The sequence below is a fragment of the Corallococcus sp. CA053C genome, from assembly GCF_003611675.1.
In the GTDB taxonomy this organism is placed as follows: Bacteria; Myxococcota; Myxococcia; order Myxococcales; family Myxococcaceae; genus Corallococcus.
In genome coordinates this window covers 1-22749 of the sequence record NZ_RAWA01000024.1, presented here as the reverse complement: position 1 = coordinate 22749, position 22749 = coordinate 1, and the positions used below count along the sequence as shown (strand labels likewise).

Here is a 22749-nt window from a genome sequence, read left to right as displayed (position 1 = left end):
ACCTACGGGAACGTCACGTTGCCGAGGAGAACGGTTCGGCCCCCGCCCTCCTCCCAGAGCTTGAGCGTGTAGGGGCCACGGGCGTCTTCTGTCGTGGCCTCTGCTTCCACCACCACGCGCCCAGGATTGGACGGATCCGCGTTGATGGGCCCGGATGACCACACGGGCAGCACCTTCAGTTCCGCGCCCCGCCTGCCTGTCAGGGCCGCACCCGCCACCACGAAGGGAGGCGCATTCGCGAGTCCGTTCACCTCGAACTCCACGGCGACACGCCCGGCGGCACGGTAACTCCGAATGCGAAACACCGAGAGCACGTTTCCCGGTGCCTTGGTGACAGCCTCGGTCAGGACCTTGGGAAGGACGCCTTCCTCGTCCAACTGCTTCGCCGCGAGGAGACTCCTCAAGCCCCCGGGCTCGGCGCGCTCTGCCTGGATGCGCTTCAACTCATCGTGGCACTGGGCGGCCCTGGCCCGCGCTTCCCTCGCTTCCTGTTGGTAGGACTCCACCGGGCGTGCATTGCGGTACACCTCCACCATCGGCTCCGCCTGGGCCGCATGCACCACGAGGGTGAAGGCCGCTCCGGAAGGGGCCGCCCTGCCGGCGAAACGCACCGTCAATCGCAGCCGATCCCCAGGCTTCAAGCCCTCGGTGGGAATGAGCCGCAGGGTCGTGAGGCCCGCGTCCACGAGCGCGAAAGCCTCTCGCCTCTCAAGGGTTGCCGTGTCCTTGCCTTCCGCCGTGCGCAGCAACTCCGCGTCGAACAGCAGGGTGGTGGACTTGCCGGGGCTGATGAATACCTCGGGCGCTTCGCCGCCCGGTTCTTCCTGCAACTCGATGGGGCGGGGGCTCGCGCTGAGAGATGCGGACAGCGTCTGCGCGTTGGCACGCAGGCCCAGGAGACACAGCGCCAGGACCACGGCGAAACAAGGTGCAGGCACGGGACGAGACCTCCAGGGTGGAGCAGGAAGAGGCGAGCGCGGGGCGGCTCCTATCACTTCAATCCATCATTCGTCGCCGGGCCGCCTTCCTCGGAGGACGCCTCATTCGAAGCGGCGCACCGGCACCACATCGAATGAGTTGAAGATGCGGGCGGAGTCGGCGTTGCCCTCGTCCTTGCGCTCCACTCCGAGCTTTCCATCCTCGTGGTGCAGCTCGAAGCAGACGGGCCAGGTCTTGCCCGCCTTGGTGCGTGCCCAGTTGCAGCGGCCGAAGACGCGCTCCCCCAGGGTGATCCGGCAGGACAGCACCGTTCCGCCTGGGAACTGGTCGCCATAGCCACCGGTCGCCAGCTTTATCGAGCCGCGTCCTCCACGCACGGTGATCACCCGGGGATCTCCCGTGTAGCCGGTGAACGTGCCGATACGGTCGTCCCCGATGTCGATGTCCAGTTCCTCCATGGCGGTGAGCGCCGCCTGCGGGCAGTCCTCCGGATCCGGCGGCGGGCGCACCTGGGCGCCACTCGTGCAGGCCAGGGCAAGGGAGGCACCGGCCACGCACCCGGCGTTTCGCAACGACTTCTTCAAGGAGGCGGTGGGGGGCTGGGGCTTCATCATGGGAGCGCTGTCCTCCGGAGACGCCACGCTGGACGCGGCGGCCACGGTGGAAGCCGCTGACAAGGGCGGTGCCGTGGCCCGGTCAGCTTCAAGCGGCAGGTGGGGGGGCGCCACTTCCTGGACGGGCGCGGACACCTGCCATGGAGCGCCCCATCCCACGACCACGACAGCCACCGCCAGCACCAGCCCCGCCACCACCCGAAGTCCTCGCCGCGGGATGGGCGCTCGCTGGTGCGGCGGTGCTGCGTCGCACAGCGCCCTGTCTTTGGTGGGTGCGGCCCCGGCCCCTGGCGGTGCTACGGCCGCCGCGCGTTTCGGACGCGGGCCCCGTCGCGGCGGTTGATGTGGCGCCCTCGCCCACGCCAGGAGGTCCGAGGCCCGTCCCTTCGTGGTGGCGGTGTGCACGCTGTAGAAGTCACACAGGGGCACGTCCCACGCCTCATCCGCTCCGGTCAGTGCTTCGGTCAGCTCCGTCGCCAGCGCGCCCGCGTCCGCGAAACGCGCCTCCGGGCGCTTCTCCAAGAGCCGCAGACACACCCGGCCCAGCACCTCGGGCACCCGCGGATTCACCTCCCGGGGCGCGGACGGAGTGCGCGTCAGGATGGCATCCACGAGGGCCACGTCATCCGGCGCCTCGAAGGGGTAGCGGTCCGTCAGGAGCCAGTAGAGCGTCACGCCCAGCGCCCAGAGGTCATCCGCCGGGCCCGCCACGTACTTACCGCTCGCGTTGTCCCTGCGGTGTTGCCACGCCTCGGGCGCGCGGTACTCGGGCGTGCCCGGGAGGAAGGGGTGGCGGGTGATGCCCGGTGCTCCCGGGTAGCCGCCCACGCCGAAGTCCGCCAGCACCGCGCGCCCGTCTTCAGCGCGCACCAGCACGTTGCTGCCCTTCACGTCCCGGTGCACCACGCCTTCGCCGTGCACCGCCGCCAAGGCCCCTGCCACGTCCCGCGCCACGCCGGCCACGGCCCGGGCCGTGGGATTCACCTCGCGCGCCCACTTGTCCAGTGCGGCCCCGCGCACGTACTCCATGACGATGACGAGGAACTCGGGCTCCTCCGCCACCGGCCAGAGTGTATGGGATAGCAGGCGCACCACATGCGGGTGCGACAGGTGTTGCAGGCGCAGGAGGATGGAGACTTCGCGCTCCGCCCAGCGGCCGGCCTCCTCCACCGGGAGGAACTTCAGCGCGAACAGCCCGCCCTCGCGCTCCCTGGCGAGACACACGGCGCCATAGCCCCCCGCGCCCAGCTTGCGCTCCACGGTGTAGCCGCCAACGACGGTGCCCGGGGCAATGGACGGTGACGGGGGATTCAGCCGCACGGGCTTTCTCCAACGAAGCAGTGGGTGGCTGCGCTTGACAGCGGTGGGTGGATAGGGGCTAGTCAAGCATGCTTCAAGAGCATAGCTCGGAAGATGCCGTGACCGCGCCCATTCCCTCCACCCAGGAGCGTTCTCCCCATGTACGAAGCCTTCGCCGCTGAGTTGGGCCATGTCATCCGCGAAGCGCGCCACCGCGCGGGCCTGCGCCAGGACAAGGTCGCCGAGGCCCTCCAGCTCTCCGTGCCCCTCTATGCCCGCATGGAGCGCGGCAAGATGATTCCCAGTGTCGCCGTGCTGCGGGACCTGTGCCTCACCTTGAATGTCTCCTCGGAAGCCCTGCTCCACCTCGCCACGCCCGGGGCGCCAGGGGACGCCGCCAGCCACGAGGACCTCTCCTCACTGCGTGCGCTGCTCCGCCGCGTGCGGGCCCTGCCGGAGGCCCGGTTCCAGTCCTTCCTCTCGCTCCTGGACACCCTGGAAGACGCGTAGCGGCTACGCTCCCGCCATGAATCAAGAGTTGGCGGAAGTCATCGGCACCGCGGCCCGTGCGGCCCGGGACAAGATGGGACTCACCCAGGCAGAGGTCGCTGAGCGCATCCAGTTGACGCCCCTGGTCTACAGCCGGCTGGAGCGCGGAAAGATGCTGCCCAGCGTGCCTTCGCTGGTGCGGCTGTGCGCGGCCCTGCACCTGTCCCCCGAGGAAGCCCTGGGCTTCTCCCCGCGCAAGGCCCGCGCCGGGAAGAAGGGCGGGGGCGGGCCGGACGATGAGACCTTGCAGCGGTTGCTCTACATCTCGCGGAGGCTGGAGGCGGATCAGCTCACCGCCCTGCTGGGCGTCGCCACCGCCATGCTGCGGCGCTGACGGACCGCCGCGCACGTGTCCGGTTCATTCCACCCATGGGGAAGGCTTCACCCCGCGCATGCCCGCATGATACGTGATGGGCATTGTCGACCATGCCTATCAGGGCATGTCCCGACAGGAGGTGTTCATGCGCGGTCCGCGTCTTCCGGTCTCCCCGTCGTGGTGTCTTGCATCCGCGCTGCTGCTCCTGCCCGGCCTCGTCGGTTGCGCCCGGAGGACGGAAGGCGTCTTCAATCGCACCCGTGAGGTGCTGGCCGCGACGGACGACTTCGGGATGCTGCTCCTGGGCGCGGGGCTGTCACCGGAGGAGCTTCCCCAGGGGGAGGCCATCACCGTGCAGGAGGCCCGCCAGTTGCGGCTCCTCCTGTCATTGGTAGGGAACTCGCTGAGAGGCTTTGGCCCCCATGTCACCGCCGACTACCTTCTGGCCGACGTGGTGACGAAGGGCGAGGCCGTCTCGCGCACCACGCTGAGCGAGCGGCTCGGGCGCTTCCAGGCCCTCGCGGTGCTGCGGCCCGACGGCTACATCGTGGCGGCGATGACGGGGAAGCCGCTGGAGTGCGTAGGCCCGGTGGGTGTCCAGAATGGAGCCCTGCGCGCGGGCGACTACCGCGTGGGCGCCTTCTACGCCAGCGAGGGCCAGGGCTACCGCGAGGACACCTCCCTCCCGCGTCTACCCGCCCGGGCGTTCTTTCTCGAAGCCGCGGGCGACGAAGCCCCGTAGCCCCCGCTGCCGCCGCTCCTTCCCTGATCCCTTTCCCACCTCGGAGCCCCGCCCATGACGAAGGACACGCCTCCGCCCTCGAACACCCCCACTCCCGTCGAGGACACGTCTGCCCTGCGCTCGGAGTGGAGCAGCCTGGAGCGCGCGGGCGTCACCCTGCGCACGCCGTCCCCCCTCACCGTGGACGCCACCACCTATACGTTCATCAAGCCCCTGGAGCGCCGGAGCATTGGCGAAGTGATGTGGCTGGCCCAACGCTCCACCCGTGACGGGCCGTGCGGCCTTGTCTCAATCAAGCGGCTGTTGGGCCCGGCCAGCAGCCCGCGGCGTCACCGGCTCATCGAGGAGGTGGAGCTGGCCTTCCGCCTGCGCCACCCTGCCATTGCCCAGGTGCACCACATGCGGATGCATGAGGGGATGCCGCACATCCTCATGGAGTACGTGGACGGGCCCAGCCTGGACACGGTGGTGAGCGCGGCGGCGGCACGCGGGCGGCCCGTCTCCATGTCCTTCGCCCTCTACGTCGCGGGCGAACTGGCCGAAGCGCTGCACTCCGCGCATACGGCGAAGGATGAAGCGGGCAGACCCCTGGGGGTGGTGCACCGCGACGTGAGCCCGCGCAACGTGAGGGTGGAGGGGAGCACCGGGGCGGTGAAGCTCACCCACTTTGGAGCGGCCTACTCGCTGCTGGCCAACCGCGAGGAGAGTCCGAAGACGCTCCTCAAGGGGGATGTGGCCTATGCCTCGCCGGAATACCTCTTTCAGCAGCGGCCCCTGGATGCGCGCTCGGATGTCTTCTCGCTGGGGCTCACCCTGGCGGAGCTGCTGACGGGCGCGCACCTCTTCGACCTGGAGGACGCGACCCGCACCGGGCCCGTGGGTCCGCTGCGCCCGGAGGAGCGGCCCTCACTGCCCCTGGAGCAGATGCAGGGCTTCATGGAGCGGTTGGGTCCAGAGGACGTGCAGCGTGCGGCAGCGGGCCTTCCGGAGCCTCTCCAGGCCCTCCTCCACAAGGCCCTCAGGAAGGAGCCCACCGAGCGCTACGCCACGGCGGGAGTGATGCGGGATGCCCTGCGGGCGGCCCTGGCCGGGCAGCCCCAACCCTACGGGCGCAAGGAAGCCGCCGAGGAGTTGGGGCGGCTCCTCTCCGAGGCCACGGTCATCCGGGGCCGGGCGGAGTTCGCGGAAGCGGGCCTCTTCCCAGACATGCAGGATGCCCATGAACTGGAGCCGGACGGGCCCACGAGTCCGGCTCCCGGGAGCAATCGTTCGGGGAACATGAATTGACAGCTTCAGTGCGGCGCCGGGCCCAGCCCCGCCACGTCCACCGGGAACTTCGCCCCGCACCCCGGTCCTCGGGCGGCCGGGCGGGCGTGGGCCGCTTCGAACGGCGCCACCAGCCTCCGCCGATTCCCAGCACGAGAACGCAGAGCAGCGCGGCCAGGGCCCACGTCCCTCCCTGAAGCGGGACACCCGACGCGGTGTCCGCCCGCCGCACGGGGACCAGCGCGGCATCCCCCATCACCACCACGCCTGCCCACGCCGCCGCGGGCTGGCCGTCCTCCTGCGCCTCGCGCTGGGCCGAGCGCAGGGCGGCGGCCACCCCCTGCCCTGAAGCCAGATGTCTGTAATAGCGCTCCAGGAGCCACGCGGCCTCGGCGTCGCGCATCGGCCACAGGCTCGCCACCACGGCGTGCGCGCCGGATTCGAAGAAGGCCCTCGCGAGGCTCAACACCCCTTCGCCCGCGAGCAGCGCGCCGGAGGCGCCCCGGCAACTGGAGAGCACCACCAGCGCGTCCCTCAATCGCAGCTGGGCGATCTCTCTCGGCTGGAGGAGGCCGTCCTCCTGCGCGGAGCCCGGGGCCAGCACCAGGGCGGAACGCTCGGGCGCATCGACGTCGACGACCGCGTGCGCGGCCAGGTGGAGGATGCGCACGTCGTCCAGCCGGGACGCCTTCAGCGCCTGCTCCGACGCCTCCGTCCCCACCAGCAGTCGGGGCCGCACGTCGGTGTCCTCCAGGGCCTCCTCCACGGTGCGCCCTTCCCGCCGCGCCTCGGGGAGCGCTCCCAGGTTCGCGGTCTCCCCGAACACGCCGCCTCGCGCCGAGGCCACCACCGTCGTGCCCGCCGGAGCACCCCTGCGGTCCGGATCCGCCAACACCAGGGCCTCGCCCGCCGGTGGCCGCGCCGACCGCTCCCGCCAGTGGTGCAGCAGGCTCGCGGAGGGCACCCGCGCCAGCTCGTAGCGGGAGATCAACGGCAGTCCGTCCGCGCGCTCGCGCAGCGCCGCGAAGGCCAGGTCATGCAGCGGTCCATCCGGCACGAGCAGCAGGCGCGACACACCCGACGGAAGCTCCCGCAGCACCGGCGCGAGGAGCTGGGCGTACAGCGCTGCGGCGGCCCCCGCCTCCGAACCGTCCCGGCGCTCGATGAGCCCCGACAGGAGCGCCACCGCGGGACGCAGCCGCACGCGCTCCGGGATGCGGTACGCGTGCGTCCCTCCGCGCGTCACCGCCAACACCCACGCGCCTCCCGCGCGCTCGCCCTGGAGGTCGTGGTCCGTGCCCACGAGGAAGACGAGCAGCGCTTCGTCCTCGCCCAGGCCCTGCTCGGTCTGCGACAGCGACGCGAACCGGACGGCGTCGTGCCGGGGCGCCGGACGCAGCTCGCGCTCCCGCCGCTCCAGCTCCTGGAGCTCGCCCAACAGGCGCGCGCGCTCGGACGCGGGCAGCGTGGTCTCCAAGAGCCGCCGCTGCGTGGCGGACAGGCCGCGCAGCACCTGGGCCCGCGCCTCCTTGCGCTCCGGTGCGTCCTCGCCGACCGCGAGCGCACGGGAGGCCACGAGCGCTTCGAACAGCGTCCTCGCCCGCAGCCGCTCGCTCACCGCGAAGGCTCGCTCCAGGGCCTCGCGGGGCGGCAGGGCGGACGTCTCACCCGCCTCCAGCGTGCGCCCGGCAAGCCGGTGATAGTCATTGGCCCAGCCGGAGAACAGCTCCGCCTGACTGGAGGCATCGCGCTGCAACTGGCGCAGCACCTCCACCGCGTCCAACGCGCGCTCCGCCTCTTTCAGGGCCTCAGGCAGGGGCCTGGAGCGGAAGGCCACCATCGAGCGCGCCCTCCACGCGGAGGCGAGGAGGAGCGGGTTGTCGTGCTCGGCGGCGAGCGCCAGGGCCGCGTCCGCGTCACGCTCGGCGGCGGCGGCATCCACGCCCGCGAGCCGCTCCGCGCGCGTCCACAGACAGGAGATGCGCCGCTCCGGCAGCCCCACCTCCCGGGTCAATTCCAGACAGCGTTGCAGGTGCGCCTCCGCCTCGCGCCGCTCCTCCGGTCCGTCCCCCAGCAGCTCCGCCACGAGCCGCCGGGACATCGCCTCGAAGGCCTTGCTGCCCGCGCGCTCGGCCGCCGCGAGCGCCTCCCGTGCGAGGCGCAGCAGCTCCGGCCGGCCCCCCGGTTCGGGGTGCTCCTGGTAGCGCAGCAGGGCGAGGTTCGCGACCGCGAAGCCCACCCGGGCCTCGGTGCCCACGTCGCGGGTGCTCCGCGCGAGCCCCGCGAGCCGTGCGTACGCGTCCATCGCTTCATCGAAGCGGCCCAGGTTCGCGCTCGCCGTGGCCAGGGGCGTGAGCAGCTGCTTCTTCAAGCCCTCACTGCCGCCAGGAAAGGTGAGCGCCTCGGCGCGCTTCAGGAGGCGGTAGGCGCGCCCCACGTCCTGGCCCAGGTCGGAGAGCTCGGCCGCTTCCAGGATGAGCGCTCGCACCTGGAGCTGGGCGTCACCGGAGGCGCGGGCCACCTCCCCCACCCGCTCCACCCACGTGTGGGCCTCCTGCGTCCGGCCCAGCACCCCCAGCACGTTGCGCAGGTTGATGCCGGCCAGCACCTCGCCCTCCGCGTCCCCCAGTCGCCGGAAGGCCAGGGCCGCGCGGCGGTAGGAGACCTCCGCCAGGCGCGGCGCGGAGAGCATCTCCACGTGCCCGAGGACGAGCATCAGCCAGGGGCGCTCCGGATACCGTTCGATGAGGCCCCGCAGCCTGCGCCCGGCCTCGTCGCGCCGCGCGGGGGCCTGGGCCTCGCGGAAGAAGCACATCGCCCCGTCCGACCCCTCCGGATGGGCGATGAAGCCCTCCTCGCACCGGGCGAGCGCGGAGGGCTCCAGGGGTCCGGCGGCCCGCGCGCGGCCATGCAGGGTCAGCCCCACCGCGAGGAGGAGCAGGCCCAGGTGCCGTGCACGGGGTGGCCGGACTGCGTTCACGTCAGTTGAGCCGGAGCTCGAGCGAGCACTTCGCCCACGGCTCCCCGGTGGTGGGCTCCGGATACCCAGACACGGGGTCGCCGGTCGCCGCCCGGGGAAGCTTGCAGAGGATGGGAGGAAACTGCGGGGTGGCCGGCGGCTGGGGCCACCGCTCGATGCCCAGCAGGCCGATGGACATCGGCATCGTGTCCGACGGCAGGAGGACCTCCGCACGAACGCCCGCGGTCGAGGGCGCCCGGGCGCTGATGCGCAGGGGGAGGCCCTCCGTCACCGGCCCCGTGGCCTCGGCGAGCACGACGCCCGCGGCCGTCACGAGCCGCACCGTCACCGTCACCGTCCCCCCCGTGCGCACGCCCACGTCCACCACGGAGGCCACCACCGTGTCGAGCGCCGCTCCCGGCACCAGGTCCGTCTTCACCACCCTCGTGGGAGGCGCCGTCTGCGCCATCGCCGTGAAGCCCCAGAAGAGCGCGGTCACCGCCAACGCCCGCGCCCAGCCACCCGCCACATTGTCTGTCTTCATCACATCCCCCTCTGCATGTCTTTGAATGGACTGCCCACAACGCGCAGGCCTCACGCGCTCACTGCAATGGATTCACGAACGTGCTGCCACGCCGGACGCTGCCATCCGGCAACCGCGCCTCCACCTGCCACAGGATGCGCGCCCCCGCGGGCAGCTCCGCGAGCACGGCGGCCGGCACGGTGTATTCCCGCTGCTCCAGCCGCTCCACGCGGTGGAACAGCTTCAAATCCTCCGACGACACCTGCACGCTCCAGTGCGTCGCCTCCGGCACCCCGCTCCAACGCAACACGAAGCGGTCGCGAGGCAGCGCCGTGGCCTCTGGCACTTCCGACGTGATGGCCTCGGCCGTCCCGCCCCGGATCCGGTCCGGGTCCACCTGCTGCTGCTGCCGCACCACCACCACCGCGCCCACCAGCACCACCAGCATGGCCGCCATCGCGCCCCACGCCTGCCGGCCCTGCCAGAAGCGGGGCCGCTGCTCGCGACGGGCCACCAGCGGCAGCACCTTCGCGGGAGCCTGCGCCTGGGACGCGGCCTGGGACATCGCCTGCGCCAGCCGCCAGGCGCGGGCCCACGCGGGATCCGCCGCGACGCGCTCGATGACCTCCCGGCGCGCTTCTGGCGGAAGCTCCTTCATCACCGCGCGCCAGACGAGGTCCGCGTCCACGGGGGTTCCTTCCGCATCATCGTCGCGCAGCGCCGTGCGCAGCCGCTCCACGCCCGCGCCATCGATGCTGTCGTCCTGGGGGCCCTGGTCGCTCACGGCGTGATTCCCTTCGTGGTGAGACAGGCCCGCAGGGCGCTCAGCCCGCGGTAGATGAGGTTTTCGGTGCGCTTGCTCTCCCAGCCGAGCAGCTCCGCGGCCTCGGGGATGGTGTGTCCCTGCAGGTGCAGCGTCACGGCCAGCCGACGGTCCTGCACCAGCCCCTGCAAACAGTCGCGCACGGCGCGGGCAATCTGCGCGGCGCCGGCGGAACGCTCCGGATCCCCGGGGGCCACGGGCTGCACGGGCGCTTGCTCCACCTCGTCCAGCGCCACTTCCTTGCGGGCGCCCACCCGCCGCAGCTCATCCACGAGCGCCGTGTACGCGACGCGGTAGAGGTACGCGGGTGACAGCTCCGCGTGTCCCGGGTCGCGCTTGCGCAGCTCCACCACCCGCATCATCGCGACCTGCAACAGGTCCTCCCGCCGGTCCGCGAGGGACGGAGGGCAGACACTGGCCAGGGCCCGGCCCAGGTCGCGCCGCAGTGTTTCGAGCCCGGCGTCCGGCGAGGCCTCCGCCGCGGGGCCGTGTCGCAGCTCCAAGATGCATCGCCTCCGGGAAAAGGGGCGTCGATGGTCGTTGAAAGCCACCTGGGCGGCAAGGCGGAGCAGGGCCAATCGCCCCGAGCCCGCCAGGCTCCAGGGGAACCGTCCGCCGGCTACGGAAGGTTCGCGTCCCAGGCGATCCACCACACATCGCTGGATGGGGCCAGGCGCACGGCGGTGAGCCGGGCGGCGGGACGGAGACGTTGGGGCATGGTGCTGCTCCTTGGAATGGGGCGCGGTTTCGCGCCTGCTCCCACCCAACGGAAGTGCCCCTTTTCTTTCCTCACCCCCTCTGGGAGAAAAGTGTGGCGCCTCTAGATGTTGACCTAACGAAAGGCCCGCGCCCAATGACAGCCCTCCGAGACTTCGACATGGACTCGGCCCTCCGCATTCTCGATGCGGCGAGCAAGAACTACCCGCCCGGCTCGAAGGAGGAATCCACGGTCCAGCTCGCGGCCATCGCCCTGCTCTACCTCCGTCGCATCAAGAAGCTGGAGGACTTCCTCAAGTACCATGAGGAGTATTCGGATCCGTCATCCAGCGTCCCTGTCGCGCGGACCTTTTCGACGCAAGCCGAGGCCGATGCGTGGCTGGCAGGAGGAACTGCCTCTGACGGTGAGCTGGTCCGAATCGCGGATCAGGGCTTCCAGGTCATTCACCTGCCCGGTGGACTGAGATTCCTTCGGACGCCTCTTCCGGAAGAGCTGGGCCCTCCAGGCTCGAAGTAGGTACGCCTGGCAGGTCAGCGCTGGCGCCGTAGCCCCCGGCCTCAGTGCACGTCCGGGTGGTATTCCTTGAAGGGGTCCCGCTTCTCGACCATGTCCGCGACGTTCACCTTCGTCGGCACCATGAGCTGGGCGTCCGTCACCGACGCCGTGCAGGCAAAGCCTCCCACCGGCGTGGGGTCCCCCAGCAGCGCCATGATGGCGTTGCGCTTCGCCGGGGCCAGCCCGTGGGCCACCCGGTACAGCGAGAACGGCTTCCAGCCATGGTTGTAGATGGGCGGCTTCTGCCGGCACAGCAGGTACGTCCAGGCCCCTTCCGCCACCGGGCCCTTGAGCAGGTTGGACAGGGTGCTCACGTAGTCGGAGCAGTCCGAGGTCAGCAGGGGCAGCGCACCGAACGCGGCGACGGAGGTGTAGCTGATGCTGCCGCTGAAGAAGATGACGTTGCTCAACGGGGTGGCGTCGGGCGTGGGCAGCGTGGCGGCGTACTCGCGCGCCAGGGTCAGTTCCGCGCGCAGGTCGGCCCAGACCTTCGGCGGGCTCTCGAAGCCGTCCTTGGGCTTGCGCCCGTCAATGCGCTCGCGCGTCTCCGGCAGCCCCGTGATGTCGAAGCCGATGAGCTTCGCGACGGCGGGCTTCTCCTGGGTCCCCACCAGCAGGGGCCCCAGCGCGGCCTTCATGTAGGGCACGAGGTCCGTGGGACCGTTGATGGCGCCGTCGCCCCACTGCGTGAAGCTGTTGAGCAACACGTCCCGGTCGATGGTGAAGAAGACGTACTTGATGGGCTGGCCGAAGTACGTCTGCACCTGCTCCCAGAAGGGGGCGAAGATCGCCCGCAGCCGGACGGCGCGGGCCTCCACGTCGGAGATGGCCAGGTCCTCCGCGGTGATGGTGGGCTTCGAGGGCGCCGAGCCCACCGTCCCGCCCGCGGCGACGAAGTGGTTGCCCTTGCCCTGGGGGTGGTTGAACGTGGACAGGTAGCAGGCAGGGACGCCTTCCGCGTGGATGGCGCTCACCAGCATCCCGCCCCAGCGGTCACTGGCCACGAACCGGGCGGACTGCGAGCCCGCGTCCGAGTGGCTGTCGAAGTTGACGACCGCGACGGGGCCATCCAGCTTGCCGCGCGCCTTCAGGGCCTTCACGGAATAGAAGCCCCACAGGTAGCCCGTGGTGTGGAAGCTGTTGTTGTCGCAGAGGGTGAAGAGCGGGAAGCCCACGGTGGGGCGCTGCGCGACGAGCCCGTCGATGAAGGCATCCATCTGCTCCTTGGGCACGGCGGAGGACTTGTTCGTCTCCGTCAGGAGCGCCGGCTGCGACGACGAGGCCAGCTCCACCGAGGCGGCGAGCTTGTTCACCATGGGAACAGGCGTCGACACCGACGAGGAGACCACCGGCGGAGAGACGACCTTGGGCGGAAGGACGACCTTGGGCGGAGGCAGGACGACCTTGGGCGGAGGGCTGCCCGTGAACGGCTGCGGCGTGGCCGACAGCTTCACGACGTTCGACGTCACCGGCGGTGTCTGGGGCACGACCGGAATGGAGAACCGCGGCCGGGGCTGGGGCAGCATGGAGACAGAAGGCGTCGCTCCACCGGAGACGGCGCCCCCCGACGTCGTTGCAACCGGGCTGCACTTGTCACACGAAGCCCCGGTGAAGAATCCCTTGTGCGTCGAGCAGTAGCCGGCCATCGCCCGAGCATACGGCCCGCTCCCCGTCGCAGGAAGGGTTGGCGCGTCAGCGCAGCTTCATGCCCTTGGGGCGCTCCAGCAGCCGATCCACGTAGGCATCAAGCGTGGGGCGGCCCGTCTTCGCGCCGAACATGCGCATCCAGATGAACATGGAGCCGATCATCACGTCGGCCGCGGTGAACCAGTCACCGAAGAGGTAGGGCCCGTCGCCCAGCTCGCGCTCGACGGCGTTCAGCGCGCCCTCGAAGTCCGTCCAGCCGCGCTGGGGCAGCGTCGGGGTCTTCATCATGTGGTCGCCCATGGAGGGCTCCAGCTGCGACGTCGAGTACACCATCAGCGACAGGTAGCGGCCGCGCTCCGGCGCATCCTGCTTTGGCGCGAGCTTCGCCTGGGGGTACTTGTCGGCCAGGTACAGACAGATGGCCGCGCCCTCGAACACCCGGGCAGCTCCGTCCACCAGCGCGGGCAGCTTGCCGGCCGGGTTGATGCTCAGGAACTCCGGTGTCTTGTGCTCCCGCTTCTCCAGGCTGATGGGCACGAGCTCGTACTCGGCGCCGCACTCATCCAGCATCCACTTGGCGATGACCGCACGACTCTGGGGATTGAAATAGAGCTTCATCCGGGGACCTCCAGGAAGGACTGCCCTTCCTTCCCTAGCAGAACGTGCCAGGGAAGGGAGGGCTTCGCGTCCGGCGGTCAGAGCTTATTGATCACTTCGGCGGCGTGGGTGTTGGTGGGATCCAGCTCGAAGGCCTTGCGGTAGTTCGTCTTCGCCAGCGCCTTGTCTCCGTGGGCCAGGTACGCCTCGCCCAGGCTGTCGTAGACGTTCCCGAGGGTGGGGAACATCTCCACGTTCAGCTTGAAGATCTCAATGGAGTCCGTGACCCGCCCGGAGCGCAGCAGCTGGTAGCCCAGGCTGTTGAGCTGTCCTTCGGAGAAGTCATACGCGTCCGCCTTCGTGGCCTTGAGGTCGCGGTACCGGGCGATGGCTTCCGCGACGGGCGCTTTGGCGAGCAGCGCGCTCAGGGGGTCGCGGATGTCGGGCCGGGCCGGCCGGGGCGTGATGCCGTTCAGGGCGCTGAGCAGCCCCGTCGAGAGCGCCTGGATCTTGTCGCCGCGCGCGGTGTTGTCCAAGAGGATGACGACCTGCTTGCGCTCCGGGACGCGGATGATGAAGGTGCTGAAGCCGTTGATGCCGCCGCTGTGATTGACGGTGGAGACCTCCGTCTTGCCGTCGTCCAGCTTCACCTTCTTGATGGACCAGCCGAAGCCGTAGTCGCTCAGGCCCGGCGTGAACATCTTCTGTTTGAGCGCCGCGGGCAGCAGCGTGTCCTGGTAGAGCGCCCGGTCCCAGAGGAAGAGGTCCTCCACCGTGGAGTACAGGGAGCCGGCGGCATACGGCAGCGTCATGTCGAGGTAGGGGGCGTTGACGTAGCCCTCGGGCTTGAGCTCGTAGCCGCTCGCGCGCTTGGAGAGCACCGTCGCGGAGACGTCGTAGCCGGAGTTCTTCATCCCGACCTTGTCGAAGATGCGCTCCTGGAGCGCCTGCGCGTACGTCTTGCCGGTGGCCCGCTCGATGATGGCGCCGAGCAGGAAGTAGCCGGAGTTGCTGTAGGCGAACTTGGACCCGGGCTCGAACTCCAGGTCGCCGCTGGCGAACGTCTTCACGAAGTCCGCGACCTTGGAGGGGATGCGCGCGTCCTTCTCGAAGAAGCCGGGGATGTTCGTGTAGTTGGGGATGCCCGAGGTGTGGTTGAGCAGGTGGGTGAGGGTGACGCGGGAGCCCGTGTCCTTCCGGTAGTCGGGAAGGAGGGTGACGAGCGTGTCATCGAGCTTGAGCTTCCCCTCGGCGACGAGCTGCAGGATGACCATCGCGGTGAACTGCTTCGAGATGGAGGCGAGGCGGAACTTCGTGTCCACCGTGTTCGGCACCTGCCACTCGAAGTTCGCGGAGCCGTAGGCCTTCTTGAAGATGACCCCCTTCTCGTCCGCGACCAGCGCGGCGCCGTTGAACTGGCGCAGCTGGTGGTACTGGGTGATGAGCCGATCCAGCTCCTGCGGCTTCGGCGGGGCGGCGAAGGCGGCGGGGGTGAACAGCAGGACCGCGGCGAGCAGGCTCAAGAGGCGCACAGGGCTCCAATTCATTCGGACTCTCCACTCATGAGGCTCCACACGCTTCAGCGGGCGGACGATTGCGCCGCGTCCAGCTCCTGGAGGAAGCGCATGGCGAGGGGGACGGCGACGCGGCCTCCCACACCGCCTCCCTCCACGAACACCGCGAAGCCGATGCCGCCTCGCAGGCCGATGAACCAGGCGTGGGTTTCGGGTGGCACCGCCGTGCCGAACTCCGCCGTTCCCGTCTTGCCCATCAGCCCCTGCACGCCCGCCGCGGACTTCGCCGTGCCTTCCATCACCACCGCGCGCATGAGGTTGCGCAGCGCCTCCGGGGTGCCCGGGCGCAGGGACTCCTCCGGGCCCGCCTCCGCGTCCGCCAGCAGGCGCGGTGCATGCCAGCGGCCCGTGTCCACCGCCGCCGCCACCGTGGCCATGTGCAGCGGCGTGGCCAGCACCCTGCCCTGCCCCATGGAGGCCGCGGCCCGGTCGGCGTCATCCTGGGGTTCGGGGAACGTGGCCCCCGGTGAGGGCAGGCCCACGTCGTAGCGGACGCCGAAGCCGAAGCGCCGTGCCGCATCCTCCAGGGCGCCGCGGCCCAACCGCGCGGAGAGCTGGATGAAGGCCGTGTTGCACGAGAGCGCGAAGACCTGCCGCAGGGTCGACGCTCCGAACGCTTCGGATTCGAAGTTGCGGAAGCGCCTGCGGCCCGCGGTCGCCTCCACCGGGCAGTCCGCCCGCGTGTCGGGTTTCAGGCCGCTCGCGAGCAGCGCTTCGGCGGTCACGACCTTGAACGTGGAGCCGGGGGGATAGCGCCCTGTCAGGGCCCGGTGCAGGGCTTCGCCGAGGGGACGGCTGGCCACGGCCAGCACCTCGCCTGTCGCCGTGTCCACCGCGACGAGTGCCGCGGGCTGCGTGACGTCCAGGAGCGCGGCCTCCGCCGCTGCCTGCACCTCCCTTCTCAGCGTGGTGCGCACCGGCGTTCCCGGTGCTCCGTCGAAGCGGTGCAGCAGCACGCTCTCTCCCGAGCGGTGCACCAGTCGCACCTCGCCCGACGGGCTGCCGGCCAGCGTCCGCTCCTGCGCGCGCTCCAGGCCGGACAGGCCCACGAGGTCCCCTGCCTGATAGGGATGGCCCAGCGCCTGGAGCGCTTCCGCCGTCACTTCGCCCACGCGCCCCAGCGTGTGCGCGGCGAAGCCCTCCGCCGGGGTGAGGCGCGCGGTCTTCTTGCGGAAGAAGATGCCGGGCACCGGCGCGAGCACGGGGCGCACCTGCTGGTAGCGCTCCGGTCGCACGTCGATGAGCGCGAAGAACTGTTCGGGCTGCGCCCCCGTGGACCGCAGCGCCGCCTGGACCCGTGCGGGATCCACGCCGAGCTGCGTCTGGAGCGCTTGGGCCACGGCCGTGACGTCCCGCACCCGCCCCGGGTACAGCCCGATGCTGATCACCTCTCCGGGCACGGTGAGCGGCGCCCCGGCGGCATCAAGCAGCGCGGCTCGCGGACCCCAGGCTCGCAGGCGCGTGAAGGTGTCTCCGGCGCGCGCCTCCGGGTGGAACACCTCCGGCGTCCAGCGCGCGACCCAGCGATTCCCCCGGCGCTCGAAGCGCAGGCGCGACGCCACCTCCCAGTCGCCGAGTCCCCGCAGCGTGTGCACCCCATGGAAGGTCACCACCGCGGCGACGTCATCCTCGGATTCGAGGTGCAGCTCCTCGAAGCGGGAGGCCACGATGCCCAGCGCCTGCCGCCACTTCGCGTGCTGCGCGTCGAAGTCCGCGGGCACCTCCACGAGCATCCCGCGCTGCGCGACGAGGTCGTTGCGCGCCCAGGCCTCCAGGTACACGCGGGCCACGTCCTCCGGCCCCCCGGACACACCGCGTCTCACGGCGCGCGGAGCACATGCGGGAAGCAGCAGCAGGAGGCAGAGCCCCACCCAGGTGATGACCGTCCGTCCGAACACGCGCCCCGTGTACCGCGCCATGGCTCACGAGGCGAATGCGTTGTGCCATCCGTCGTTCCACCCGGACCGACAGTCAGGCACCCTGACGCTCCACGCGCACGCGGAGCAACGAGGGCCGCCGTGCACCCCGGATCAACGGACGGTCTGGTCCTGCGTCGCGCTCACGCCGTCCCCTGTCGCCGTCACCGTCAACACGCCCACCGTGCCAGAGCGCACGTAGAACACCGCTTCGCGCTGCGCGCCCGCGAGGCTCACCGACGCCACCGCCGCATCCGAGCAATCCGGTTGCAGGTGGAACGTCGCTCCCGCGTCCGACGCGGTCAGTGCCACCGTCGGATCCACCAGCGAGGCCAGGTTGCCCTCGGCGTCCCGCCCCTGCACCACCAGCGCTTCGGAGCAGGCCCCCGCGTCCACGGTGCGGGCCTGCGTGGCGAAGGCCACCTGCCGCGCCCCCGCCACCGTCTCCACGTCCAGGGCGTAGGCCTCGTCCGGGAAGACGGCCGGGTCGTAGCCGTTACCGCTGATCCGGTTGAGGCTGAGCAGGTTCGCGCGCCCGTTGTCGAAGAGGGCCGCCTGATAGCCCCGCTCGGGTCCCGACCCGTTCGTCAGCGTGGCCTTGCTCAGCTCGTTCTCCAGCACCTGGATGCGCGTGGCCTCCGACGGCGCGCTGAAGCCACCCTCCGCCTGCGACAGGCTGATGCCGACGTCGTTCTCCCTCACCGTGTTGCCCTGGATGATCAGGTCGTGGCACAGCGCCCGCCCCGCGCCGTAGTACGCGCCGCCCACCACCAGGATGCCGGTGCCCGTGTCCGTGGCCTTCGTGTACGCGTTGCCCGTCACCTGGTTGCCCACCACGCGCCCCGTAACCCCATATGCGAGCTGGAGGCCGATGCGCGCGATGTGGTCCACCGGCCCTCCGCCCTCCACGATGTTGTCCTCGGCCGCGACCTCCACCTTGCCCGCCACCAGCAGGCCCGCCTTCTGGTAGCCCGTCACGCGGTTGCGCCTCAGGCCCACCGTCACCTGGGCCGCGCCGGCCGCGTCGTTGCGCACCTCGATGGCGAAGCCCTCCTGGCATCCACTCAGGTTCCCCGCCTGATGCAGCGCCTCCACCAGCGAGTCCTCGACGGCGCCGCTCGCGCCCTCCAGCAGGATGCCGCGCAGCCGGGCCGCGCCCGCGTCACACGCGTCCGACAGGTTCCGCGCCGTCACCGTCACGCCGCGCACGCTCGCCACCGGGCCCCGGTTGCGCAGCACCGCGCCCTGGAAGTGCTCCCCCGCCACCGCGTCCTCCACCGCCGTCAGCGCGTGCGCCGCCCCGTCGAACGTGAAGCCGTCCGGGATGAACACCGACCCCTGCGTCACGCAGTCCTGGGACAGCGTCACCTTCCCTGGCGCCAGCGTGAACACGCACGCACCCTCCAGCGCGCCACAGCGCCGGTCCGTCCACTCCACCGTGAAGGCATGGCGCACGCTCGCGCCCGAGGCGTTCGTCACCGTCACCTCCACCGTCGGCGTCACGTCCGGAGGCACGCAGGACAGCTCCGTCCAGTCCACCGTGCTCGTCGTGCCGTCTCCCACCGCCGTGCCCACCGCGCCCACGTTCGTCGTCCAGGTGAACGTCAGCGGCTCACCGCGCGGATCCGTCGCCGCCGCGGTGAAGGTCACGCGCTCGCCCGCGCGTGCGCTCGGTGCCAACTGCGACGTGGCGCCCAGCACCGGCGGCGCGCTCTGCCGCACGCACAGGCTCACGATGTGCGTCACGCTGCCCCCGAAGGGGTCGCTCACCGCGCCCTGCAACTGGCAGCCACAGCCCTGGGGCTCCGCGGTCGGAGTGAACACGGGCGTGGCCCGCGTGACGTCGTCGAACGTGCCCTCGCACGTCGCGCGCCACGCATACGTCAGCGGATCCGAGGCCCCATCTTCGTCCGTCGTCGCCGCCGGCACGAGGAACGGCGCACCCACGGCCAGCTGCCGGGGCTCCCCATCCGCGGGCGCCACGGGCCAGCGGTTGAACCGCGTGTCCTCCAGCGACCCCACCGCGCCCACCGTGCCCGCCCCGATGCGGAACTGGAGCGTGGACACCGCGCCGCGCGCATCCGTGACGCGGACCTCCACCCGCAGCCCGTCCTTCAGGTTGGAGTGCGGCCCCAGCCCGGCATAGGGCTCGGGGAGGACCGTCAACGTGCACGCGGCGCCGTCACAGTCGAGCGACCCCGAGGAGCTGCTCCAGGCATAGGTGAGCGTGTCCGTCGGCTCCAGATCGCTCGCCCACGCGCGCAGCTGCACCTCCTCGCCAAAGGTCGCCCGGGCCTTGGAGGCCACCACCGCGTGGATGCGAGGCGCCGTGTTGCCCGGGCCCGCCACCGCGCCTGGCGGATGGGGCACCATGACCACCAGGGCCTCGCCCTGGAGCGCGAGCGGCACCGCTTCCTCCAGGCTCGCCGTGGCCACCACCGCGCCCGCGCCATCCAGCGCGTCCACGCGCAGCCCTACTGTTTCACCCGAGCTCACCGGATCCACGTCACCGGACCACGAAGCCCCCGCGTCCAGGGTCAGCGCCAGCGGCACTGCTTCCTCCGGCCCGGAGCCGTGCGTCACCGTGGACGTCACCTGCGCCACCGGCACGGCCTCCAACGAGCGCGGCAGCGCGACCACCAGTCGCACGCCCCCGGCCGGCCTCACCGTGAAGGCGGGCTCCCCCTCCACGCAGCCGAACGTGCTCAGCAGCAGGAGTCCCACCAGCTGCAACGCAGGGGTTCGCTTCATGGCCGCACCGTCCTGAAAAAGCATTGTGAGCGGGAACACCATCACGAGCCGCGCGATGCGTCCAACCCGTGAGCCCCGCGCCACGCCCGACCCGCGCGGGGTGTGCGTCCTGCCCTCCGACGCCTCCTCTCCGTCCGCTGTCCGACGAGTTTTCCACCCGGGCGTTCTCCAGCCAGCAGCCCTCGTCTCGCTCGGGATGCACCCGTCGATTCCCGATGCTGGGGTCCACCCCATGCATCCGTCCGAGCCCCGCCGTCCCCAGCCTTGGCCCATCCGCCTCGCCCATTGGGTGAACGTGCCGCTGCTCGCCATCCTCGCCGCCAGCGGGTTGCAGATCCTCGCCGCGTATCCGCGCCTGGGCCCCCGTGGCCGGAGCTACGCGCTCTATCCCTTCCAGGACGCCGTGCCCCCTTCGTGGGCGCGGCTGGGAGGCTGGCTCGCGGGCGCGCGCCACTGGCACTTCGCCTTCGGGTGGTTCCTCGCCCTCAACGGCGTCGTGTACGTGCTCTACCTCGCCTTCAGCGGCGAGTGGCGCCGCCGCCTGTTCCTCCCGCGCCGCGACACGCGCGACGCCGTGGCCACGCTCGCGTACTACCTGCGGCTGCGCCCCGCGCCCGCGCGGACCGGGCTCTACAACGGCCTCCAGCGGCTCGCGTACACGATGGCCCTCGTGATGGGCGCGCTGTCCGTCCTCTCCGGCCTCGTCCTCTACAAGCCCGTGCAGCTCCACGCGCTCACCGCGCTCTTCGGCGGCTACGACCCGGCGCGCGCGGTGCACCTGCTGCTGCTCGCGCTGCTGGCCCTCTTCACCGTCGGCCACGTGGTGCTCGTCGCCCTGCACCCGCGCACCCTCGGGGAGATGGTGACCGGGGGAAGGAAGAAGCCTCATGTCTGGGATTGAAACGGGCAGCCGCCTCCTCACCCGCCGCCGCGTGCTCCTGGGCGCCGCCGCGCTCGCCACCAGCGCCTGTGATTCCAGCCGCCCCCACGCGGGCTTCCTCGGCGTCATGGAGCGCTTCAACCAGCGCGCGCAGGCGGCCCTCTTCAACCCCCACCAGCTCGCGCCCGAGGAGCCCGTGGAGCAGCTCACCCCGCCCGGCGACTTCCCCACCTACTTCGTCTCCGACACCCTGCCCCTGGCCCCCGCGGGCTGGCACCTGGAGGTGGGCGGGCATGTCTCCCAACCGCGCGCCTTCTCGCTGGAGGAGCTGCGGCGGCTGCCCCGGACCGACTACCGGATCCGCCATCACTGCGTGGAGGGCTGGAGCGCGGTGGCGTCATGGCACGGCGTGCGCGTGAGCGACCTGGCGCGGGCCGTGGGCGCGGATCCGCGCGCGGGCTTCGTGGAGTTCCGCTCGTTCGACAGCGGCTACTTCTCCTCCTGGGACGCCCCAAGCGCGCTGCACCCGCAGACGGTGCTCGCGTACGGCATGAACGGGCAGCCGCTCACGCCCGGCCATGGCGCGCCGCTGCGCCTCTATTCGGGCGTGAAGCTGGGCTACAAGATGGTGAAGTACCTCACCCAGGTGCGCTTCCTCCCGGAGGCCACCGGGGGCACCTGGGAGGACCAGGGCTACGAGTGGTTCGCCGGGGTGTAGCCTTCAGCTCTTGCCGCTGTGCAGGCTGGACCTGAAGGGCGTGAAGCCGCGCTGGCGCAGGGACTCGCGTTCGGCCAGCAGTGCGGCCAGGGCCTCCTCGCGCGTGGCGTAGTGGTTCACCGCCGCGCCGTTGATGGCTCCGCTGGTGCTGATGAACATGCGCGTCATCTCGTCGCCGCCGTAGCGGAACGAGCGGTGCGTGTTGCGCTCCAGCACCTCGCGCCGCTCCTTGCCGAAGGTGCGCCCCGCCGTGTGGCGCACCACCAGCCCGTCCAGGTTGATGAGCAGGTCCACCCGGCCGTTGAACTTCGCGAACTGCGCTTCCACCTCGCTGCGCCAGCGATACACGTCCTCGTCCGTCACCAGGATGCAATCGGTGAAGTTCGCCGTGACGACATCGTGCTCGGCGTCGTGTTCAAAGGACATGCTCCAGGCCATCGCGCGCTCTCCTGCTTCCTTGTCCGGTTCCGACGCGGGGTGCTTCACGCCTGCGCGGCGTTGCCAGCGAGGAACGCCGACAGCAGCGCCGCCGTCTCCACCGGACGCTCCACCTGCGGGTAGTGCCCCGGCCCCGGCAGGTACGTCATGCGCGCGTTCTGGATGGGGCCCGCCACCGCCTGCTTCAGGAACACCGGCGGCAGGAACGGATCATCCGTGGCCACCACCAGCGTGGGCGCCGTGATGGCCGCCAGCCGTTGCGCGAAGCCTCCCGCCGTCCAGGCGTCGAAGCTCTGCTCGATGGCCTCCTTCGATACCCCCGTGGCGTCCTTCAGCATCCCCTCCAGCGACTCGGGCGACAGCTGCTTGCACGCCAGCCCGAGGATGGTCTGCTGCTTCGCCCGGTCCCCCGCGGACGTGCGGAACAGGCCCGCCGCGTCCGGAGGCAGCGGCAGCCCCGCCGCGGGCACCGAGGTCATCAGCACCAGGCCCGTGACGCGCGCGGGGGCCTCCGACGCCACCCACTGGGCGATCTGCCCGCCCATGCTGTGGCCCACCAGCGCGAAGCGCTTCGCGCCCGCGTGGTCCGCCACCGCCAGCACGTCCTTCGCGTACTGCTCCAGCGCGTACCCCGACGCCGGCCGCCCCGACCCGCCGCTGCCCCGGTGGTCCGGCACCACCAGCCGCAGGCCCGTCAGGTCCAGCTTCTCCACCATCGCGTCCCACACCGCGCCCGACGTCATCCACCCATGCACCAGCACCACCGCACGCGGTCCATCCCCGAGCACCCGGTAGTGCAGGGTCGTTCCATCGGTCGCGGTCGTCGTGGGCATGGGGGAGTCCCTATTCAGGAAAGAGGTGGAAAGTCGTGGTTAGACGGGAAGTGTAGCAAGCCCGGATGCGACGGGGGGATTCCAATTGAGGG

General features: G+C 71.1%; 19 protein-coding genes and 1 pseudogene. 7 read left to right on the top strand and 13 right to left on the bottom strand.

Features of this window, described 5'->3' with window-relative positions:
* Positions 1-2 precede the first annotated feature (2 nt).
* Both D7V97_RS05385 and D7V97_RS05380 read right to left on the bottom strand, forming a co-directional pair.
* A complete protein-coding gene (locus tag D7V97_RS05385; RefSeq protein ID WP_158623282.1) occupies positions 3-938 on the bottom strand; it encodes a DUF2381 family protein in 936 nt (311 codons plus the stop codon).
* 102 nt (positions 939-1040) lie between these two features.
* A complete protein-coding gene (locus D7V97_RS05380) occupies positions 1041-2873 on the bottom strand; it encodes a serine/threonine-protein kinase (protein ID WP_158623281.1) in 1833 nt (610 codons plus the stop codon).
* A 138-nt stretch (positions 2874-3011) separates the two neighbouring features.
* Between D7V97_RS05380 and D7V97_RS05375 the strand changes: the two genes are divergently transcribed.
* From D7V97_RS05375 to D7V97_RS45740, 4 genes and pseudogenes are all read left to right on the top strand, one after another.
* The gene (locus D7V97_RS05375; RefSeq protein ID WP_120609530.1) at positions 3012-3362 is read left to right on the top strand and encodes a helix-turn-helix domain-containing protein; all 351 of its coding nucleotides are present in this window, start codon (positions 3012-3014) and stop codon (positions 3360-3362) included.
* A 16-nt stretch (positions 3363-3378) separates the two neighbouring features.
* Positions 3379-3735: a helix-turn-helix domain-containing protein gene (locus D7V97_RS05370; RefSeq protein WP_120609507.1), complete on the top strand. Its 357-nt coding sequence runs from the start codon at positions 3379-3381 to the stop codon at positions 3733-3735.
* Between the two features lie 127 nt (positions 3736-3862).
* Positions 3863-4459 carry a hypothetical protein gene (locus D7V97_RS05365; RefSeq protein ID WP_147444697.1) on the top strand — a complete coding sequence of 199 codons (597 nt, stop codon included), beginning with the start codon at positions 3863-3865 and terminating at the stop codon, positions 4457-4459.
* 54 nt (positions 4460-4513) lie between these two features.
* A pseudogene (locus D7V97_RS45740) lies at positions 4514-5509 on the top strand (serine/threonine-protein kinase); the annotation flags it as partial.
* A gap of 109 nt (positions 5510-5618) precedes the next feature.
* Here the strand turns inward: D7V97_RS45740 and D7V97_RS05355 are convergent.
* The 4 genes from D7V97_RS05355 to D7V97_RS05340 are packed head-to-tail and all read right to left on the bottom strand — an operon-like array spanning position 5619 to position 10533.
* On the bottom strand, positions 5619-8705 hold the full coding sequence (locus D7V97_RS05355; RefSeq protein ID WP_233582523.1) for a CHAT domain-containing protein: 3087 nt from the start codon (positions 8703-8705) through the stop codon (positions 5619-5621).
* 1 nt (position 8706) lies between these two features.
* On the bottom strand, positions 8707-9228 hold the full coding sequence (locus tag D7V97_RS05350; protein WP_120609504.1) for a hypothetical protein: 522 nt from the start codon (positions 9226-9228) through the stop codon (positions 8707-8709).
* 58 nt (positions 9229-9286) lie between these two features.
* Positions 9287-9991, bottom strand: coding sequence for a hypothetical protein (locus D7V97_RS05345; protein WP_120609503.1), 705 nt, complete (start codon positions 9989-9991; stop codon positions 9287-9289).
* Positions 9988-10533: an RNA polymerase sigma factor gene (locus D7V97_RS05340; protein WP_120609502.1), complete on the bottom strand. Its 546-nt coding sequence runs from the start codon at positions 10531-10533 to the stop codon at positions 9988-9990. The genes D7V97_RS05345 and D7V97_RS05340 overlap by 4 nt, the downstream gene beginning before the upstream one ends.
* A 374-nt stretch (positions 10534-10907) precedes the next feature.
* Here D7V97_RS05340 and D7V97_RS05335 point away from each other — a divergent pair, with 374 nt between their 5' ends.
* Positions 10908-11264 (top strand): hypothetical protein, encoded by a 357-nt coding sequence (locus D7V97_RS05335; protein ID WP_120609529.1) that lies wholly within the window; start codon positions 10908-10910, stop codon positions 11262-11264.
* Positions 11265-11305: 41 nt separating this feature from the next.
* Here the strand turns inward: D7V97_RS05335 and D7V97_RS05330 are convergent, their stop codons facing one another.
* From D7V97_RS05330 to D7V97_RS05310, 5 genes are all read right to left on the bottom strand, one after another.
* Complete coding sequence (locus tag D7V97_RS05330; RefSeq protein ID WP_147444696.1) at positions 11306-12772, bottom strand: hypothetical protein; 1467 nt, start codon at positions 12770-12772, stop codon at positions 11306-11308.
* Positions 12773-12995: 223 nt separating this feature from the next.
* Positions 12996-13568: a glutathione S-transferase family protein gene (locus D7V97_RS05325; RefSeq protein ID WP_120609500.1), complete on the bottom strand. Its 573-nt coding sequence runs from the start codon at positions 13566-13568 to the stop codon at positions 12996-12998.
* A 77-nt stretch (positions 13569-13645) separates the two neighbouring features.
* Positions 13646-15094 (bottom strand): serine hydrolase, encoded by a 1449-nt coding sequence (locus D7V97_RS05320; RefSeq protein ID WP_120609499.1) that lies wholly within the window; start codon positions 15092-15094, stop codon positions 13646-13648.
* A gap of 32 nt (positions 15095-15126) precedes the next feature.
* Positions 15127-16944, bottom strand: a complete 1818-nt coding sequence (locus tag D7V97_RS05315) for a penicillin-binding transpeptidase domain-containing protein (protein ID WP_368668874.1) — start codon at positions 16942-16944, stop codon at positions 15127-15129.
* 207 nt (positions 16945-17151) lie between these two features.
* Positions 17152-19788, bottom strand: coding sequence for a right-handed parallel beta-helix repeat-containing protein (locus D7V97_RS05310; protein ID WP_147444695.1), 2637 nt, complete (start codon positions 19786-19788; stop codon positions 17152-17154).
* Positions 19789-20020: 232 nt separating this feature from the next.
* Between D7V97_RS05310 and D7V97_RS05305 the strand changes: the two genes are divergently transcribed.
* Positions 20021-20689 carry a cytochrome b/b6 domain-containing protein gene (locus D7V97_RS05305; protein WP_120609496.1) on the top strand — a complete coding sequence of 223 codons (669 nt, stop codon included), beginning with the start codon at positions 20021-20023 and terminating at the stop codon, positions 20687-20689.
* Positions 20676-21386 (top strand): molybdopterin-dependent oxidoreductase, encoded by a 711-nt coding sequence (locus tag D7V97_RS05300; protein ID WP_120609495.1) that lies wholly within the window; start codon positions 20676-20678, stop codon positions 21384-21386. The genes D7V97_RS05305 and D7V97_RS05300 overlap by 14 nt, the downstream gene beginning before the upstream one ends.
* Positions 21387-21389: 3 nt before the next feature.
* On the opposite strand, the gene D7V97_RS05295 is transcribed toward D7V97_RS05300, so the two are convergent.
* Positions 21390-21824: a hypothetical protein gene (locus D7V97_RS05295; protein ID WP_120609494.1), complete on the bottom strand. Its 435-nt coding sequence runs from the start codon at positions 21822-21824 to the stop codon at positions 21390-21392.
* Positions 21825-21868: 44 nt separating this feature from the next.
* Positions 21869-22657, bottom strand: a complete 789-nt coding sequence (locus D7V97_RS05290; protein WP_120609493.1) for an alpha/beta fold hydrolase — start codon at positions 22655-22657, stop codon at positions 21869-21871.
* Positions 22658-22749: the final 92 nt, after the last annotated feature.